Annotated in this window: 21 protein-coding genes; 8 read left to right on the forward strand and 13 right to left on the reverse strand. The window is 69.5% G+C overall.

Features of this window, described 5'->3' with window-relative positions; genetic code table 11:
- Positions 1-64: 64 nt before the first annotated feature.
- Both ACWCRD_RS31700 and ACWCRD_RS31705 read right to left on the reverse strand, forming a co-directional pair.
- On the reverse strand, positions 65-1,030 hold the full coding sequence (locus tag ACWCRD_RS31700) for a zinc-binding dehydrogenase (protein ID WP_450969181.1): 966 nt from the start codon (positions 1,028-1,030) through the stop codon (positions 65-67).
- A 314-nt stretch (positions 1,031-1,344) separates the two neighbouring features.
- Positions 1,345-2,568, reverse strand: a complete 1,224-nt coding sequence (locus ACWCRD_RS31705; protein ID WP_450969182.1) for an NAD(P)-dependent malic enzyme — start codon at positions 2,566-2,568, stop codon at positions 1,345-1,347.
- 580 nt (positions 2,569-3,148) lie between these two features.
- Here ACWCRD_RS31705 and ACWCRD_RS31710 point away from each other — a divergent pair.
- Genes ACWCRD_RS31710 through ACWCRD_RS31720 form a run of 3 tightly spaced genes read left to right on the forward strand, consistent with a single transcriptional unit; the run spans position 3,149 to position 5,833 of the window.
- Complete coding sequence (locus ACWCRD_RS31710) at positions 3,149-4,114, forward strand: ABC transporter substrate-binding protein (RefSeq protein WP_450969183.1); 966 nt, start codon at positions 3,149-3,151, stop codon at positions 4,112-4,114.
- A 27-nt stretch (positions 4,115-4,141) separates the two neighbouring features.
- Positions 4,142-5,068 carry an amino acid ABC transporter permease gene (locus ACWCRD_RS31715; RefSeq protein WP_450969184.1) on the forward strand — a complete coding sequence of 309 codons (927 nt, stop codon included), beginning with the start codon at positions 4,142-4,144 and terminating at the stop codon, positions 5,066-5,068.
- Between the two features lie 3 nt (positions 5,069-5,071).
- Complete coding sequence (locus tag ACWCRD_RS31720; RefSeq protein WP_450969185.1) at positions 5,072-5,833, forward strand: amino acid ABC transporter ATP-binding protein; 762 nt, start codon at positions 5,072-5,074, stop codon at positions 5,831-5,833.
- Between the two features lie 67 nt (positions 5,834-5,900).
- On the opposite strand, the gene ACWCRD_RS31725 is transcribed toward ACWCRD_RS31720, so the two are convergent.
- Entirely contained in the window at positions 5,901-6,680 is a 780-nt protein-coding gene (locus ACWCRD_RS31725) for a class I SAM-dependent methyltransferase (RefSeq protein WP_450969186.1), read from the reverse strand.
- A gap of 98 nt (positions 6,681-6,778) precedes the next feature.
- Between ACWCRD_RS31725 and ACWCRD_RS31730 the strand changes: the two genes are divergently transcribed.
- Positions 6,779-7,408, forward strand: a complete 630-nt coding sequence (locus ACWCRD_RS31730; RefSeq protein WP_344405313.1) for a CGNR zinc finger domain-containing protein — start codon at positions 6,779-6,781, stop codon at positions 7,406-7,408.
- Here the strand turns inward: ACWCRD_RS31730 and sodX are convergent.
- Positions 7,312-7,746 (reverse strand): nickel-type superoxide dismutase maturation protease, encoded by a 435-nt coding sequence (gene sodX / locus ACWCRD_RS31735; protein ID WP_344405586.1) that lies wholly within the window; start codon positions 7,744-7,746, stop codon positions 7,312-7,314. The two genes, ACWCRD_RS31730 and sodX, sit on opposite strands and share 97 nt — an antisense overlap.
- A gap of 145 nt (positions 7,747-7,891) precedes the next feature.
- On the opposite strand from sodX, the gene sodN reads away from it, so the two are divergent.
- Entirely contained in the window at positions 7,892-8,287 is a 396-nt protein-coding gene (gene sodN, locus ACWCRD_RS31740; RefSeq protein ID WP_007491258.1) for a superoxide dismutase, Ni, read from the forward strand.
- Between the two features lie 223 nt (positions 8,288-8,510).
- Here the strand turns inward: sodN and ppk2 are convergent, their stop codons facing one another.
- From ppk2 to ACWCRD_RS31755, 3 genes are read right to left on the reverse strand one after another with little or no spacing between them, the layout of a single operon-like run.
- Positions 8,511-9,416, reverse strand: a complete 906-nt coding sequence (ppk2, locus tag ACWCRD_RS31745; protein ID WP_450969187.1) for a polyphosphate kinase 2 — start codon at positions 9,414-9,416, stop codon at positions 8,511-8,513.
- A gap of 20 nt (positions 9,417-9,436) precedes the next feature.
- A complete protein-coding gene (locus tag ACWCRD_RS31750; RefSeq protein ID WP_450969188.1) occupies positions 9,437-9,670 on the reverse strand; it encodes a hypothetical protein in 234 nt (77 codons plus the stop codon).
- An 18-nt stretch (positions 9,671-9,688) separates the two neighbouring features.
- Positions 9,689-10,843 (reverse strand): anion permease, encoded by a 1,155-nt coding sequence (locus ACWCRD_RS31755; protein WP_450969189.1) that lies wholly within the window; start codon positions 10,841-10,843, stop codon positions 9,689-9,691.
- A gap of 102 nt (positions 10,844-10,945) precedes the next feature.
- On the opposite strand from ACWCRD_RS31755, the gene ACWCRD_RS31760 reads away from it, so the two are divergent.
- Genes ACWCRD_RS31760 through ACWCRD_RS31770 form a run of 3 tightly spaced genes read left to right on the forward strand, consistent with a single transcriptional unit; the run spans position 10,946 to position 12,546 of the window.
- Positions 10,946-11,338 (forward strand): helix-turn-helix domain-containing protein, encoded by a 393-nt coding sequence (locus ACWCRD_RS31760; RefSeq protein WP_115913281.1) that lies wholly within the window; start codon positions 10,946-10,948, stop codon positions 11,336-11,338.
- Between the two features lie 27 nt (positions 11,339-11,365).
- A complete protein-coding gene (locus ACWCRD_RS31765; RefSeq protein ID WP_115905991.1) occupies positions 11,366-11,779 on the forward strand; it encodes a VOC family protein in 414 nt (137 codons plus the stop codon).
- Entirely contained in the window at positions 11,776-12,546 is a 771-nt protein-coding gene (locus ACWCRD_RS31770; RefSeq protein WP_450969190.1) for a VOC family protein, read from the forward strand. Before ACWCRD_RS31765 ends, ACWCRD_RS31770 begins: the two co-directional genes overlap by 4 nt.
- Here ACWCRD_RS31770 and ACWCRD_RS31775 read toward each other — a convergent pair.
- The 6 genes from ACWCRD_RS31775 to ACWCRD_RS31800 form a co-directional block, all read right to left on the reverse strand.
- A complete protein-coding gene (locus tag ACWCRD_RS31775) occupies positions 12,531-12,773 on the reverse strand; it encodes a hypothetical protein (protein ID WP_450969191.1) in 243 nt (80 codons plus the stop codon). The two genes, ACWCRD_RS31770 and ACWCRD_RS31775, sit on opposite strands and share 16 nt — an antisense overlap.
- 9 nt (positions 12,774-12,782) lie before the next feature.
- A complete protein-coding gene (locus tag ACWCRD_RS31780; protein WP_450969192.1) occupies positions 12,783-13,988 on the reverse strand; it encodes an RNA polymerase sigma factor in 1,206 nt (401 codons plus the stop codon).
- A 6-nt stretch (positions 13,989-13,994) separates the two neighbouring features.
- Positions 13,995-14,408 (reverse strand): YciI family protein, encoded by a 414-nt coding sequence (locus ACWCRD_RS31785; RefSeq protein ID WP_450969193.1) that lies wholly within the window; start codon positions 14,406-14,408, stop codon positions 13,995-13,997.
- 86 nt (positions 14,409-14,494) lie between these two features.
- On the reverse strand, positions 14,495-14,689 hold the full coding sequence (locus ACWCRD_RS31790; protein WP_450969194.1) for a hypothetical protein: 195 nt from the start codon (positions 14,687-14,689) through the stop codon (positions 14,495-14,497).
- An 18-nt stretch (positions 14,690-14,707) separates the two neighbouring features.
- Positions 14,708-15,289 carry a dihydrofolate reductase family protein gene (locus tag ACWCRD_RS31795; RefSeq protein WP_450969195.1) on the reverse strand — a complete coding sequence of 194 codons (582 nt, stop codon included), beginning with the start codon at positions 15,287-15,289 and terminating at the stop codon, positions 14,708-14,710.
- 298 nt (positions 15,290-15,587) lie between these two features.
- Positions 15,588-16,193 carry a GNAT family N-acetyltransferase gene (locus ACWCRD_RS31800; RefSeq protein ID WP_450969196.1) on the reverse strand — a complete coding sequence of 202 codons (606 nt, stop codon included), beginning with the start codon at positions 16,191-16,193 and terminating at the stop codon, positions 15,588-15,590.
- Positions 16,194-16,334 lie beyond the last annotated feature (141 nt).

The raw sequence follows: 16,334 nt of genomic DNA on the forward strand, positions 1-16,334 counted from the left end.
GGTTGACAAACGTCTACGGCCGGCCCGAAGCCGGGCCGGCCGTCACACGCGCGAAAACGGAACGTCAGTCGCTGATGAGCACGATCTTCCCGAACTGCTCGCCGGAAGCCATCCGTTCGAATCCCTCCCGCGCCCGGTCCATCGGCAGCGTCTCGTCGATGACAGGACGTACCCCGGTGGCGGCACAGAAGGAGAGCAGGTCCTCCAGCTCGTCCTTGGTGCCCATCGTGGAGCCGACGACCTTGAGTTCGAGGAAGAAGATGCGGGTCAGCTCGGCGTGCGAGGGCCGGTCACCGCTCGTCGCGCCCGAGATGACCAGCGTGCCGCCGGGCTTCAGCGACTTCACCGAGTGCGACCAGGTGGCGGCGCCGACGGTCTCGATGACGGCATCGACGCGCTGCGGCAGCCGTGCCCCCGACTCCAGCGCCTCGACGGCGCCCAGTTCCACGGCCCGCTTCCGCTTGGCCTCGTCCCGGCTGGTGGCGAACACCCGCAGTCCCGCCGCCTTCCCGAGCACGATCGCGGCCGTCGCGACCCCGCCGCCGGCGCCCTGCACGAGGACCGAATCGCCGGGACGTACGCCCGCGTTGGTGAAGAGCATGCGGTACGCCGTCAGCCAGGCCGTCGGCAGACAGGCGGCCTCCGCGAAGGAGAGCTCCTTGGGCTTGGGCAGGATGTTCCAGGTCGGCACGGCCACCTGCTCGGCGAACGTGCCCTGGTAGTGCTCGGTGAGGATGGACCGGGGCTCCCTGGGGCCGACGCCGTGACCGCTCTGTCCGATCACGGAGTGCAGGACGACCTCGTTGCCGTCCTCGTCGACACCGGCGGCGTCGCAGCCGAGGATCATCGGCAGTTTGTCCTCGGACAGGCCCACGCCCCTCAGGGACCAGAGGTCGTGGTGGTTGAGGGAGGCGGCCTTGACGTCGACGACACTCCAGCCGGGCCGGGCCTCAGGAGCGGGCCGGTCCCCCAACTCGAGGCCGTTCAGTGGCTGGTCACGGTCGATTCGGGCGGCGTAGACGGCGAACATGACCTTGACGATAGGCGGCACACCCGCCTGACGGAACCGCGGGACTCTGTGACACACGCCCTCTTGTCAGGAACCATATGCGGTCCTCATCCGCTGCCGGTCAGCACCATTCAGCCCGTCCGGCGTTTGAGGACGAGGCCGTTCAGGCCGAAGGGCGTCTGGGGGCGCAGGGCCACGGGCCCCCACCATCCGCAGCCGCCGACGGCGGGCCCCACCCATGGCAGACGTCCGCCTCGTCACCACCCGAACGGGTGGGCGGGTGGGCAAAGAAATGGCCCCGCCCAAACGGGCGGGGCCATTCAGCCGACGGCACATCAGCGCCGGGCAACACCCTCCGCACGGGCTGCCGCCGCAACGGCCGCCGTAACAGCCGGAGCCACGCGCTCATCGAACGGCGACGGAATCACGTAATCGGCAGCAAGGTCGTCCCCGACGACCCCCGCCAGCGCCTCGGCCGCCGCGATCTTCATGCCCTCCGTGATCCGGGAGGCACGAACCTGCAGCGCGCCCGCGAAGATGCCCGGGAACGCCAGCACGTTGTTGATCTGGTTCGGGAAGTCCGACCGCCCGGTCGCCACGACCGCCGCGTACTTGTGCGCGACGTCGGGGTGCACCTCGGGGTTCGGGTTGGCCATCGCGAACACGAACGCTCCCTCGGCCATCGAAGCCACCGCGGACTCCGCGACCGTACCGCCGGAGACGCCGATGAAGACGTCCGCACCCTCCAGAGCCGCCTCCAGCGACCCGGCGATCCCGGCCTTGTTGGTGAAGGAGGCGAGCTCCCGCTTGACGTCCGTCAGGTCGTCCCGGTCCGCCGACACGATGCCCTTGCGGTCGGCCACCGCGACATCCCCGATACCGGCCTCGACCAGCATCTTGGCGATGGCGACGCCGGCCGCGCCGGCACCCGAGATGACGGCCCGCAGATCCCCGATGGCCCGCCCGCTCAGCCGCGCGGCGTTGCGCAGGGCCGCCAGCGTCACGACCGCCGTACCGTGCTGGTCGTCGTGGAAGACCGGGATGTCCAGCCGCTCCTGCAGCTTCCGCTCGATCTCGAAGCACCGCGGCGCCGAGATGTCCTCCAGGTTGACGCCGCCGAAGGACGGCGCGAGCCGCACCACGGTCTCGACGATCTCGTCGACACCGGTGCAGTCGAGCGCGATCGGCACGGCGTCGACGCCGCCGAACTGCTTGAACAGAATCGCCTTGCCTTCCATCACCGGAAGGGAGGCCTCGGGGCCGATGTCCCCGAGTCCGAGCACGGCCGTGCCGTCGGTGACCACGGCCACGACGGACGACTTCCACGTGTAGTCGTGGACGAGTTCCGGCTGCTCGGCGATGGCGCTGCACACCTTTGCAACGCCGGGCGTGTACGCCAGGGACAGGTCGTCCTTGTCACGGACCGGCACGGTGGCCTGCACGGCCATCTTGCCGCCGCGGTGCAGCGCGAACGCCGGATCGAAGGAATCGAGGGGCTCGGCCCCGCCGTCCCGACCCGTACTGCTGTCGCTGCGAGGATTGACGATCTCCGCTGCCACTTTGTTTTACCCCTTAAGTCTTCATTGGTTGAGGGTGGCCACTCCTGGTGAGGGGTGGGCGGGCACCGCGTCAGTCCCGGTCGGTGTTGCGTACGGGTCCTGCGCGACGGGCGCGCCGCACACGCGCCCTGAGCCCCGGATGAGGGGTGTAAAGAACCTTCTTACCGGACGCACCGGGCCAAGGACGAGTCCAATAAGGGCAAGGTCACATCGCGGAACCCGAAGGTCACATCTCGGCCACAAGGTTCGTCCCGAAATATAGGGACTCGTCCTCGACAATCCGAACGGGACCCTTGACCGGCGACCGAACGGTGATCAACGCCTCGGAGTGCAGGTCCTCATCCCGAGATGTGTCGAAGATCTTCCGGCCGGAGGGCCGGATTCCCGTAGATGGTCCGGCCATGTTGTACCGGCCTGGTGCGGTTCGGGGGTCACCCGTTATCCGATTTTGACATGACGGGTCCCCTGAACGGCTTAGTCCAAATGGCAGGATGCGGTGACCACACGAGGTCGCGAGACCCGATGGTGTGTCTCTCGTCGACCCATCGGCAACTCCACCCATCCGCCGGAGGAACCCAACATGACCGCAAGCTCCACCCGTCGTACGACCGCCGCACGCACCCGTCTGGCAGCGGCCGGTGCGACCGCGGTCGCAGGCGCCCTGATCCTCACCGGCTGCGGTGACCACACGGACAAGGGCAGCAACGGCAGCAGCTCGGGCACGTCCTCGTCCACGGCGCCTCTCGCCTCCAAGCTCCCTGCCGACATCCGCAAGGCAGGCGTCATCAAGGTGGGCTCGGACATCGCCTACCCGCCGGTCGAGTTCGTCCAGAACGGCAACACCGCCGGCATCGACCCGGACATCGCGGACGCCCTCGGCAAGCAGCTCGGCGTGAAGTTCGAGTTCCAGAACGGCAAGTTCGACAACCTGATCGTGGGCCTGCAGGCCAACCGCTTCCAGGTGATCATGTCGGCGATGAGCGACACCAAGGACCGCCAGAACGGCATCAACTCCGACAACGGCCAGAAGGTCGGCAACGGAGTCGACTTCGTCGACTACTTCACCGCCGGTACCTCGATCCTGGTGCAGAAGGGCAACCCGAAGGGCATCAAGTCGCTCGACGACCTGTGCGGCAAGGTCGTGGCCCTGCAGAAGGGCACCACCTCCGAGGGCATCGCCAAGACGCAGAGCAAGAAGTGCACCAAGGACGGCAAGAAGGCCATCGACCTGCAGACCTTCGACACCGACCCCGAGGCGCTGCTCCGTCTGAAGCAGGGCGCCTCCGTCGCCGACCTGAACGACTTCCCGGTGGCGGCGTACAACGCGAAGACCTCCGGCGGCGGCAAGGACTTCGAGGTCACCGGCGACCAGATCGAGGCGGGCCCGTACGGCATCGCCGTCAGCAAGACCAGCACGCAGCTGCGCGACGCCCTTCAGGCCGCGATGAGCGCGATCATCAAGAACGGCGACTACACCAAGATCCTGCAGAAGTGGAACGTCACGGACGGCGCGGTGACCGAGGCGAAGATCAACGGCGGCTCCTGAGCCACGCGCAGCTGAAAGGCAGTCACCGTGACTGACACTCTCGACAAGGCTCCGGCGGCCGTGCCGCCGGAGCAGATCAAGGCCATACCGGTGCGCCACTACGGGCGCTGGGTGGCCGGCGCCCTGGTCATCGCGGTCCTGGTGCTGATCGGCATCGCCTTCTCCAACGCGAAGATCAACTACAGCATCATCCCGGACTACCTGTTCGACCAGGGCATCATGAGCGGTGCCTGGACGACGCTGTACATATCCGTGCTGGCCATGGTGCTGGGTGTCGCCCTCGGCATCGTCCTCGCCGTCATGCGGCTGTCCTCGAACCCGGTCACCAGCACCGTGGCCTGGTTCTACATCTGGTTCTTCCGCGGCACCCCGGTCCTGGTGCAGCTGCTGCTCTGGTACAACATCTCGCTCGTCTTCCCCATCCTGAACCTGGGGTTCTACAAGGACGAGATGAACCAGGTGATGACGCCGGTCCTGACGGCCCTGCTGGGGCTCGGCCTGAACGAGGCCGCGTACATGTCGGAGATCGTCCGGGCCGGCATCCAGTCGGTCGACGAGGGCCAGACGGAGGCCTCGCACGCCCTGGGCATGACCCACGGCCAGACGCTGCGGCGTGTGATCCTCCCGCAGGCGATGCGGGTCATCGTCCCGCCGACCGGCAACGAGTACATCAACATGCTGAAGACCTCGTCGCTGGCGTACGCGGTCCAGCTGCCCGAGCTGATCAAGAAGGCCACGGACATCTCCAGCACCTCGCTGGCGGTCGTGGAGATGTATTTCGTGGCCTGCATCTGGTACCTGTTCCTGACCACGATCTTCAGCATCGTGCAGTACTACGTCGAACGCCGTTACGCCCGCGGTTCGACCCGCAACCTGCCGGCGACGCCGTTGCAGAAGGTCAGGACCAACCTGGCCAAGATGAACATGCTCTCCCTCTCCAGCTGGCGGCGGTAACCCATGAACGCAATGGTGAAGGCCGAGGGCGTGCACAAGTCCTTCGGTCTGGCGCACATCCTCAAGGGCATCGACCTGGAGGTGAACCCGCGCGAGGTGTTCTGCCTGATCGGCCCGTCGGGCTCGGGCAAGTCCACGTTCCTGCGGTGCATCAACCACCTGGAGAAGATCAGCGCCGGCCGGCTGTACGTCGACGGTCAGCTGGTCGGCTACCGGCAGAGCGGCGACAAGCTCTACGAGCTGAAGGAGAAGGAGGTCGCCGCGCAGCGGCGGGACATCGGCATGGTGTTCCAGCGCTTCAACCTTTTCCCGCACATGACGGCGCTGGAGAACGTCATGGAGGCGCCGGTCCAGGTCAAGCGCGAATCGAAGGCGATTGCCCGGGAGCGCGCCGCGCGGCTGCTGGACCGTGTCGGCCTCGGCGACAAGACCGGCCACTACCCCTCGCAGCTCTCCGGCGGTCAGCAGCAGCGCGTCGCCATCGCGCGGGCGCTGGCGATGGAGCCCAAGCTGATGCTCTTCGACGAGCCGACCTCGGCCCTCGACCCGGAACTGGTCGGCGAGGTCCTGGACGTGATGCGGGACCTCGCGGAGGACGGCATGACCATGATCGTCGTCACCCACGAGATGGGCTTCGCCCGTGAGGTCGGCGACTCGCTCGTCTTCATGGACGACGGAGTGGTGGTCGAGTCCGGCCACCCGCGCGAGGTGCTGACGAACCCGCAGCACGAGCGCACCAAGTCGTTCCTCTCGAAGGTGCTGTAGCGGTACGACGGGAAAGGGGCGGTACGGGTATCCCGTACCGCCCCTTCTCAGTTCCGGCCCGCCGACGTCACTTCAGCGCCAGCAGCAGCGTGTCCGCGGGCGAACACCACACCGCCCGGGCCTCCCCGAACCCCTTCTCCCGCAGCACGCGCGCGTGCCACTGCGGCGAGGGCATGTCGCCGTCCGCGTGGTCGCCGTAGATCTCGAAGCGGCGGGCCGTCGGGCCGGCGAGGGCGGGGTCCTCGGCGGCGAGCTGCCACCACTGGGACCAGTCCAGGGCCCCGTCCCGCGTGGCCTGATCCATGCGGGCGTGGCGCAGGCCGCGCTCGGCCGCGTTGATCCGGGGCGTGGTCTCGTCGATCATGTGGTCGGCGTTCATGAAGACGCCGCCGTGGCGGACCAGCCCGGCGATCCGGCCGTACAGGGCCGCGAGGGGGGCGCTGTGCAGCCAGTGGAGGGCGGTGGCGGTGAGCACCGCGTCGTACGTCTCGTACGGCAGCCGCGCCGGCCAGTCCGGGTCCTTGAGGTCGGCCTCGACGAAGGTGGCCCTCTCGTCGCCCTCGAAGGTGCCGCGGGCGATGGCGAGGAGCGCGGGGTCGAGGTCGATGCCGGTGCTGGTGGCGCCCGGGAAGCGGGCGAGCAGCCGGGCCGTGATGCTGCCGGTGCCGCAGGCGAGGTCGAGGACGCGCGGCTCGGTCCCGACGCAGGCCTCGACCATGTCGAGCATGATCCTGAACCGCTCCTCGCGGTCCGGCATGTACCACTCCTGCTGGCGGTCCCAGCTCTTCTGCCAGGCCTGCCAGTCGGTTCCCGTCGTACCGGTTCCGGTTGCAGTGGTCTCCGTCATGGAATCCCTCTCCCCTCACCCGCGTAATACCCTGGAAGTGCAGGCAGTCGTTACCTCTTCGCACCCACGACCATAGAGCCCCTCCGTAAGGACCACAAGTGGAACTGGCCTATTACTCGGACTACGCCGTACGACTCGTCAACAGCGAGGAACCGGCCCGGGGCAAGGACAACCTGACCTCCGTCGAGGCCGTCCGCGACCTGTTCGGCGGCAACGCGTCGGCCGCCCGCCGCGCCACCGACGCCGACGTCACCCGCTTCCGCTCGGTCAGGGCCCGGCTGCGCGCCGTCTTCGAGGCCGCCGACAAGGGCGACGAGACGCTCGCGGTGGACCTGCTCAACTCACTCCTGCTGGAGTTCCCGGTCAGCCCGCAGATCTCGGGCCACGACTTCCGGGACGACGACGGCCGACCGCTCTGGCACATGCACCTGGCCGACCACCCCTCGAACGCGACCGCCGGCTACGCGGCCATCGCGGCGATGGGCCTCGCCTTCCACCTGACGGAGTACGGCGTGGACCGGCTGGGCCTGTGCGAGGCGGCGCCGTGCCGCAACGCCTATCTGGACACCTCCACGAACCGCTCCCGGCGCTACTGCTCCGACCGCTGCGCGACCCGGGCCAACGTGGCCGCCTACCGCGCCCGCAAACGCCTGGAGGCCGACCGGTCCGACAGCACGGGCCTCGCGGCCGACAGCGCCCAGCGCGCCAGCGCGAACGGCGAGCGCTGATCCGCCCGCAGCGGCCGGTACCGAAAGCGCACCTTGCCGAGGACCAGGTCCTCCGGGACGGTCCCGTAGTCCGTGCTGTCGCCGCCCGCGTAGGCGTTGTCACCGAGCACCCACCAGCCGCCGTCGCGCCGCTCGGCGGCCCGCTTCACGACCAGCAGGTCCTGCTGGAACGGATGCCGCAGGACGACCACGTCTCCTGGCCTGATCCGGGCGCCGTACTGCACCACGAGCCGGTCCCCGTGGTGGAGCGTGGGCACCATGGACGGACCGGTCACCTCTGCCGCCCCGAAGGGCAGCAGCGCCCGCCCGCGCTCGATCTCCTGCGACAGCTCCGGCATGCCCGGCACCTCCCCGGTACGTTCCTCCACCAGTCTCAGTCTCACCCCGGACTTTTGTCCTAAGCCCATGGGGGCACCCGCGAAATCCCCTCCCCCAGGGAGTAATGTCCCACCTGAGAAGACGATCACGAGGAAGGAACGCTCCATGCTTTCCCGCCTGTTTGCCCCCAAGGTCAAGGTCAGCGCGCACTGCGACCTGCCCTGCGGTGTGTACGACCCGGCCCAGGCCCGCATCGAGGCGGAGTCGGTGAAGGCCGTGCAGGAGAAGATGGCCGCCAACGACGACCCGCACTTCCAGGCGCGCGCCACCGTCATCAAGGAGCAGCGCGCCGAGCTCGCGAAGCACCACGTCTCGGTGCTCTGGAGCGACTACTTCAAGCCCCCGCACTTCGAGAAGTACCCGGAGCTGCACCAGCTGGTCAACGACGCCCTGAAGGCCCTGTCGGCCGCCAAGGGCTCGACCGACCCGGCCACGGGCCAGAAGGCTCTGGACTACATCGCCCAGATCGACAAGATCTTCTGGGAGACCAAGAAGGCCTGACGAACGAACCGTTCGCGTGGACCGCGATCGGTGCACCATCGCAGGTCCACGGGCGTTCCGAAGGGGCCCGGCCGGGAACCGGCCGGGCCCCTTCGGCTTCTGACGCAAGGCGGTCTCAGCGACGGCGGAGCAGGACGCCGCTCCCGCAGCCGATCTCGAACGCCGCCGGCCGCCGACGTACCTGCCGTTGCGGCAGCCGACGTCGACGACGGGTCCGGGCACCCTACCGACCGCCTACCGGACCCCCGTCGTCGTCCTCCCCCACCTCCAGCAGGCCCGCCGCCGCCCCCACGATCCGCGGATCGGGGCTGCCGACGACCTCCTCGTCCTTGCCGGTGTAGTCGAAGCGGGCGAGCACGCTGCGCATGGCCTCGACGCGGGCCCGCTTCTTGTCGTTGCTCTTGACCACCGTCCAGGGCGCATGCTCCGTGTCCGTCTCGCGGAACATGGCGACCTTCGCGGCGGTGTAGTCGTCCCAGCGGTCCAGGGAGGCCAGGTCCATGGGGCTGAGCTTCCACTGCCGTACGGGGTCGACCTGACGGATGGTGAAGCGGGTGCGCTGTTCGCCCTGGGACACCGAGAACCAGAACTTGATCAGGTCGACGCCGTCGTCCACGAGCATCCGCTCGAACGCGGGCGCCTGCCGCATGAAGCGCCGGTACTCGTCGTCCGAGCAGAAGCCCATGACCCGTTCGACGCCCGCCCGGTTGTACCAGGAGCGGTCGAACAGCACGATCTCGCCCGCGGTCGGCAGGTGTTCGACGTAGCGCTGGAAGTACCACTGCCCGCGCTCGCGTTCGGTCGGCTTCTCCAGCGCCACCACCCGGGCGCCGCGCGGGTTGAGGTGCTCGGTGAACCGTTTGATGGTGCCGCCCTTGCCGGCCGCGTCCCGTCCCTCGAAGACGATGACGAGCCGGCGCCCGGTCTCCTTGATCCAGCTCTGCAGCTTCAGCAGTTCGATCTGCTGCAGCCGCTTGTGCCAGTCGTACTCCTTGCGCTCCATGCGGTGCCCGTACGGGTAGTTCTCCCGCCAGGTGTCGATCGGGCTGCCGTCCGGGCGGATGAGCACCGGGTCGTCGGGGTCGGTGTAGTCGACCTTCAGATCGGCCTGCAGGGGTGGCGTCGTCATCCCGATGTCCTTCCGGAATCTCAGTGGAACTGCGGCACGATCAGATAGATCCCGTACGCCACCACGGCGGCGCAGGCGAGGAAGCACAGGCCGGCCTGGGCGAGGCCCAGGGACGAGGTCCCGCCGCCGTCCTCGCGTGCCCCTTCGAAGCGGGCGAGGCCGAGTACGCCGAGGGCGAAGACGACGACCACGGCGACGGTGACGCCGACGCTCACCGCGGCGACCTGGCCGAGTGCGTTCCAGTCGAGGTTCATGAGGGGAACTCCCGTGTTTCAGGCGGCCGTGCCGACGCGGGCCGGCGGTTCGGTGCGGAGGGTGACTTCGTGGGCGTCGTTGACATTGCTCGCGTGCACCGGGTTGCGGCGCGAGACGAGGACGATGCCGGTGGCGACGGCGGCGCCGACCAGGGCGACGACGACCGTGCCGAGGTTGCCGCCGTGCTTGACCGCGTACGCGGAGACTCCGCCGACCAGCGCGGCCGAGGGCAGGGTGATCAGCCAGGCGGCGACCATGCGGCCCGCGACGCCCCAGCGGACCTCCGCGAGGCGCCGGCCGAGACCGGCGCCGAGGATGGAGCCCGAGGCGACCTGGGTGGTGGACAGGGCGAAGCCGAGGTGGGCGGAGGTGAGGATGACGGTCGTGGAGGCCGTCTCGGCGGCGAAGCCCTGCGGGGACTGGATCTCGGTGAGGCCCTTGCCCATGGTGCGGATGATCCGCCAGCCGCCCAGGTAGGTGCCGAGGCCGATGGCGAGGCCGGCGGAGGCGATCACCCAGACCGGCGGTCCTGCGTCGTGGCCGAGGGCGCCCGCGGAGATCAGGGTCAGCGTGATGATGCCCATGGTCTTCTGGGCGTCGTTGGTGCCGTGGGCGAGCGAGACCAGCGAGGCCGAGGCGATCTGGCCGATGCGGAAGCCCTTGGTGACGGAGTCCTTGCGGCCGCGGGCGGTGAGCTTGTAGGCGAGGTAGGTGGCGATCAGGGCCGCGACTCCGGCCACGACCGGCGAGGCCACGGCGGGGATCAGCACCTTCTCGACCACCTTGTCGAAGTGCACTCCGTGGGATCCCGCGCCGACCCACACGGCGCCGATCAGCCCGCCGAACAGGGCATGCGAGGAACTCGACGGCAGCCCGACCAGCCAGGTCAGCAGATTCCACAGGATTGCCCCGACCAGCCCGGCGAAGATCATTCCCGGACTGACGAGGGTGTCGTCGACGATTCCCCCGGAGATCGTCTTGGCGACCTCCGTCGACAAGAAGGCTCCGACGATGTTGAGGACTCCGCTCACGAGCACCGCTGTTCTCGGCTTGAGCGCGCCGGTGGCGATGGACGTGGCCATCGCGTTGGCGGTGTCGTGGAATCCGTTGGTGAAGTCGAAGGCCAGAGCCGTGACGATGACTACCGCCACGAGGAACGTGATGTGGTCCATTCCCCCAGGGGAACAAGCGCTTTCATACGGCAGGCGAACTCAAGGCAAAGCCCACCCCAGAACCCGGCACCCGGCCGGTGAGGGTCGTGCGATGCTGACGTGGTGAACCGTGAGGATCTGGTACGCCTGCGACAGGCCCGCGACCGTATGGACCGGGAGTACGCCGAGCCCCTCGACGTGGCCGCCCTCGCGGGCACCGCCCTGATGTCGCCGGGGCACTTCCAGCGCAGCTTCCGCGAGGCGTACGGCGAGACCCCGTACGGCTATCTCATGACGCGCCGCATCGAGCGCGCCAAGACCCTGCTGCGGCGCGGCGACCTCACCGTCACGGAGGTCTGCATGGCGGTGGGCTGTACCTCGCTGGGCTCCTTCAGTGCCCGTTTCACCGAACTGGTGGGCGAGACGCCGAGTTCCTACCGGGCCCGCTCGCACGAGGAGAGCGCGGAGATCCCGCCGTGTGTGGTGCGCGCGTACACGCGTCCCAGAAGGACGTGACGCCGGTATCGACCTTAGGTTGGCCCCATGGACCTGAAACTGCACACCTGTTTCATCGCCGTCGACGACCACGACAAGGCGATCGCCTTCTACTGCGACGTCCTGGGCCTGGAGATCCGCAACGACGTCAAGTACGAGGGAATGCGGTGGACGACCGTCGGGTCGCCGCTGCAGCCGGACGTGTCGATCGTCCTGGAGCCGCCCGCGGCCAACCCCGACCTCTCCCCCGCCGACCGTGACGCGATGGAGCAGCTGCTGGCCAAGGGCGTGCTGCGTGGGGTCAACTTCACCACCGAGGACTGCGACGCCCTCTTCGCCCGTGTCCAGGAGTCCGGCGCGGAGGTGCTCCAGGAGCCGACGGACATGCCGTACGGGGTCCGGGACTGCGCGTTCCGGGATCCGGCGGGGAACATGCTGCGGTTCATGGAGCGGAAGGGATGAGCCGGCAGGCCTTGTGGACCTACGCCTTCATAGACCGGCCGATCGAGTCCTTCACAGCCGCCTGCAGGTTCTGGACGGCCGTCACGGGGACGCACCTTTCCGAACTCCGCGGCGAGAACGAGGAGTTCACGACCCTCCTGCACGACGGGGCCGACGCGTGCGTCAAGGTGCAAGGGGTCACCTCGGGTCCCGGTGGTGCGCATCTGGACTTCCCGGTGGCCGACGAACGGGAGTTCATGCGCTCTGCGGTGGCTCTCGGGGCGGAGGTGGTCGCCGATCACGGGACGTGGGCCGTGCTGCGGTCGCCCGGGGGCCAGGAGCTGTGCACGATGCCCTGGCGCGAGCAGGCGACGCGCCCGCCCGTCGTACGGGGAAGCCGCCTCGACCAGGTCTGCATCGACATCGCGCCTTCCGCGTACGACGCCGAAGTCGCCTTCTGGAGCGCCCTGTTGCCCGAGTGGCAGTCACGGCCGGGCTCGCTCCCCGAGTTCCATGTGCTCACGCCGCCGGCGGGCCTCCCGATCCGCATCCTGCTCCAGCGCCTCGACGAGGACCGCCCCACCACCGCCCACCTGGACCTGGCCTGCGCGGACATCGAGGCGACCCGCACCGCCCACGAACGCCTCGGCGCGCGGCTGCTCGCCCACGGCACCCACTGGACGGTGATGCGGGACCCGACGGGCGGCACGTACTGCCTGACGGGGCGGGATCCGGAGACGGGCGGGTTGCCCGCGCGGGAGGGCCAGGGCGCTCAGGGCCTCGCATAGACGCACACCACGATCGTGGTCCCGTCGCCGTGCGGGCACGCGGTGCCCTTCAGCAGCGGGGCGGCCGGCTCCTGGGAGGGGTCGGCCCGTTCCCAGCGGGCCGGCGGCCGCGGTTGAGCGGAGTCCTGCAGCCACAGGGTGAGCCCTCCCGCGACGGCCACGGCAATCGCCCACACCACCACGGCCCACCGCCACGCGCGGCGGCGCGACCCCAACTCGCTTGTCACGGCATCACGTTACGACCTCAGCCGAGCGGCCCGCCCCCGCAGATAGCGCTGTTCCGGCAGGGACAGGGTCGCCGCGGCGGCCGACTCGTAGGCGCGGCGGGCCTCCTCGTACGCCCCCGCGCGCTCCAGGAGGTGGCCGCGGACCGCGTCGAGGCGGTGGCCCAAGGCCGGTTCCAGGCGGTCGAGTTCGGCGAGCCCGGCCTCCGGGCCGTGCACCATGGCGACGGCCACGGCGCGGTTGAGCCGTTCGACGGGGCCCGGGACCAGGCGGACCAGCACCTCGTACAGGCCGAGGATCTCCTGCCAGTCGGTCGCCTCCGCGGACGGCGCCTCGTCGTGTACGGCGGCGATGGCCGCGCGCACCTGGTAGGGGCCGGCGCGGCCCCGGGACAGTGCCCGGGTGACCAGGGCGACGCCCTCCTCGATCGCGGCCTTGTCCCAGCGGGCGCGGTCCTGTTCGTCGAGGGAGACGAGCTCGCCGTGCGGCCCGGTGCGGGCTTCGCGGCGGGCGTCGGTGAGCAGCATCAGGGCCAGCAGCCCGGCCACCTCGCCGTCGTCGGGCAGCAGGCGGTGGACGGTACGGGCCAGCCGGATCGCCTCGCCGGCCAGTTCGCGGCGCTGCAGGGCCGCTCCGGACGTCGCCGTATAGCCCTCGTTGAAGACCAGGTAGAGCGTGTGCAGGACGGCGGGCAGACGCTGCTCCCAGTGCTCCGGCCGTCCGAAGCGCACGCCCCGCACCTTCTGCTTGGCCCTGCTGATCCGCTGCGCCATCGTCGCCTCGGGCACCAGATACGCACGGGCGATCTCCGCCGTCGTCAGACCGCCGACCGCCCGCAGGGTGAGCGCGATCTGGGCGGTCGGGGCGAGGTCCGGGTGGCAGCACAGGAACAGCAGCGTGAGCGTGTCGTCCTCGCGGGGCGCCCGCTCGGGCCCGGTCGCGAGCCGCGAGGTCAGCGCTGCCGCCCTCTCCTCCCGCGCCCGCCGTGCCTCCTCCGACCGCAGCGCGTCCGTCAGCCGCCGCGAGGCCACCTTGATCAGCCAGCCGCGCGGGTTGTCGGGCACGCCCGCCGAGGGCCACTGCCCGGCCGCGGCGAGCAGCGCCTCCTGTACGGCGTCCTCGGCGGCGCCGAAGTGCCCGTACCGCCTGACCAGCGCGCCGAGGACCTGCGGCGCGTGCAGGCGCAGCAGGTCCTCGACCTCGATGGCCGTGCCCATGGACGCTCAGACGTCCGCGGAGCCGTTGTCGATGGGCCGGATCACCACGGGGTAGTGGGCGGCCCCGGCGGGCTGGGGGCACTGGAGGATGCGCTCGGCGATCTCCGTGACGCGCTCCAGGCTCGCGCAGTCCAGGACCCAGTAGCCGGCCATCAGCTCCTTGGTCTCGCTGTACGGGCCGTCGGTGATCACGCTCTTGCCGTCCTCGCCGAGGCCCACCAGCCGGGTCCTCGCGGGCTCGGCCAGACCCTGTCCGTCGATCATCTCGCCGGTCTCCGCGAGGTCGTCGTTGAGGGCCCCCATGAAGGCGTACATGGCCTGGACGTCCTCCTGGCTCCAGGCCGGCGAGGTCGTGCCGGCCTTGCCCTGCATACCCTCGTAGTCCGCCTGGGTGCACTGCACCATGACCAGGTACTTCATGACTCTGCTCCTTCGGCTCGCACCGCCCGCGGCGGGCGGCTCTCACGGGGGACGTCGGAGCCGGGCCGGGATTCTCGACACGGGGCTCAGGAATTTTTCGCGACGGGTTTTCCGGGCTGCTGGTCCGGTTCGGCGCCTTCGGCGACGTACGCCTCGCACTCGGGGTTGCGACAGGGGCCCGGCACCCAGACCGGGACCCACGCGCCGAGGGTCTTGTGGCGTTTGACGACCGTTTCCACGGGCTGTCCGCAGACCGGACAGACGTGTTCTGAGCTGTCCATGCCCTCAGCGTAGGCCGGTCAGCGGCGGCGCGCGTAGGTGCGGACGAGGGCGCCGTTGCCGAAGGTGCGCACCGACTCCAGCGTGAAGTCGGTGACGGAGAAGCCGGCGCCGAACATCGGCATGCCCGAGCCGTAGACCTGCGGGTACGTCTTGATGACCAACTCGTCTATCTCGTCCAGCAGTTCACCGGCCACCTGCGAGCCCCCGCACAGCCAGATGCCGAGTTCGCCGTCCTCGGCCTTCAGCTCGCGGACCCTGCCGACCAGGTCCTCCGCGATGATCTCGACATGCGGGTCGGGGGACTCCGTCAGGGTGCGCGAGGCGACGTACTCGCGCAGATGTGCGTACGGGCTGGTGATTCCGGCGTCGAGGGCGAGCCGGTAGCTGGCACGCCCCTGGATGACGGTGTCGAAGCGGAGGTTGTCGCCCTTGATGCCCAGCGGCTCGCGGGCCTGGGCCGCGATGGTCTCCGGGTACGTCGAGGCGAGGAACCCGAGGAACTCCTCGTCCAGGAGCGCGAACATCGACGACGCGTCGCCGTCCGGGTCCCCGATGAACCCGTCGATGGAGCAGGCGACGAAGTAGGTGAGCTTTCGCAAGCTGATCTCTTTCCGTGGAAGGCAGGATCCGTTGAATAACTACAACCATAGTACTTCACCCGTAGTGGCTACAAGGAGATTTTCCACCGCCCTCCTGGAGACGCGTCTCGAAGCCACCCGGTGCCCCCAACTGCGTGCTCCGTCTCGCCATGCTCGGCCTGATCCTGGAGCGCCTGACACTGCCGGGCGTGCCGGACGCTGTGCTGCCCGGGGTCGAGGTGCCGGAAGGACTGGACTGGTGGAGCGGATCGTGGCGGCGGTCGTGCCGGAGAGGTAACGGTCGCCCCGAAGTGGCAGGTCAGCCGCGGGGCTCCCGCCACATCGGCCACATCTGCGGGCCGTTCGGCAGGTCGAGGGGGCGGCCGGTGAGCTCGAAGCCGAGGCGCTCGTACAGCACACGGCTGCGGGCGCTGCTCGCCTCCAGATAGGCGGGAAGACCTTCGCGGTCGCAGCGGTCGAGGACGTGCTGGACGAGCGCGCTGCCGAGCCCCTCGCCCTGGCGCTCCGGGGCCACGCCGATCATCCAGAGGTACTCGTGGGCGCGTCCGGCGGGGTGGATCTCCGCGGTCAGACGGGCGATCAGCTCGATGCGCTCGTTACCGGGATCGACGGCCGCGCGCAGTTGGGCGGCCCCGTCGTCGGCCGCCCCCGCTGCGGCCTCATGCTCCCCGGCGGGCACGGACAGCCACAACGCGCATGCGCTGCCGTCCTCCGTGACGTCGATCCGGCCCTCGTCGAGCACGATCCCGGTGAAGGCGGCCATCAGCCTGTGGTGGGTCGTACGGCGGTACTCGTCCCCGGGAAAGACCCAGCCGCTGACCGGATCGTCCTGGAAGGCCTCGTCCAGCAGCCGCACGACCAGCTCCCGGTCGCCCCCGTCCGCCGCCCGGATCGCCACACCCATGTGCCGCCCTTTCACCTCAACCGCCTGCGCCCTTATGGATGTTGAGCCTATACGGGGCTGTCCGGCGAGTACCGCAACCATCGATTGAGGGACCACGACGGCGAGCAACCAGCTCCGCGAGAGCGGCGCCGGCACAGGCGC

This window comes from Streptomyces sp. NPDC002092 (genome assembly GCF_053593775.1).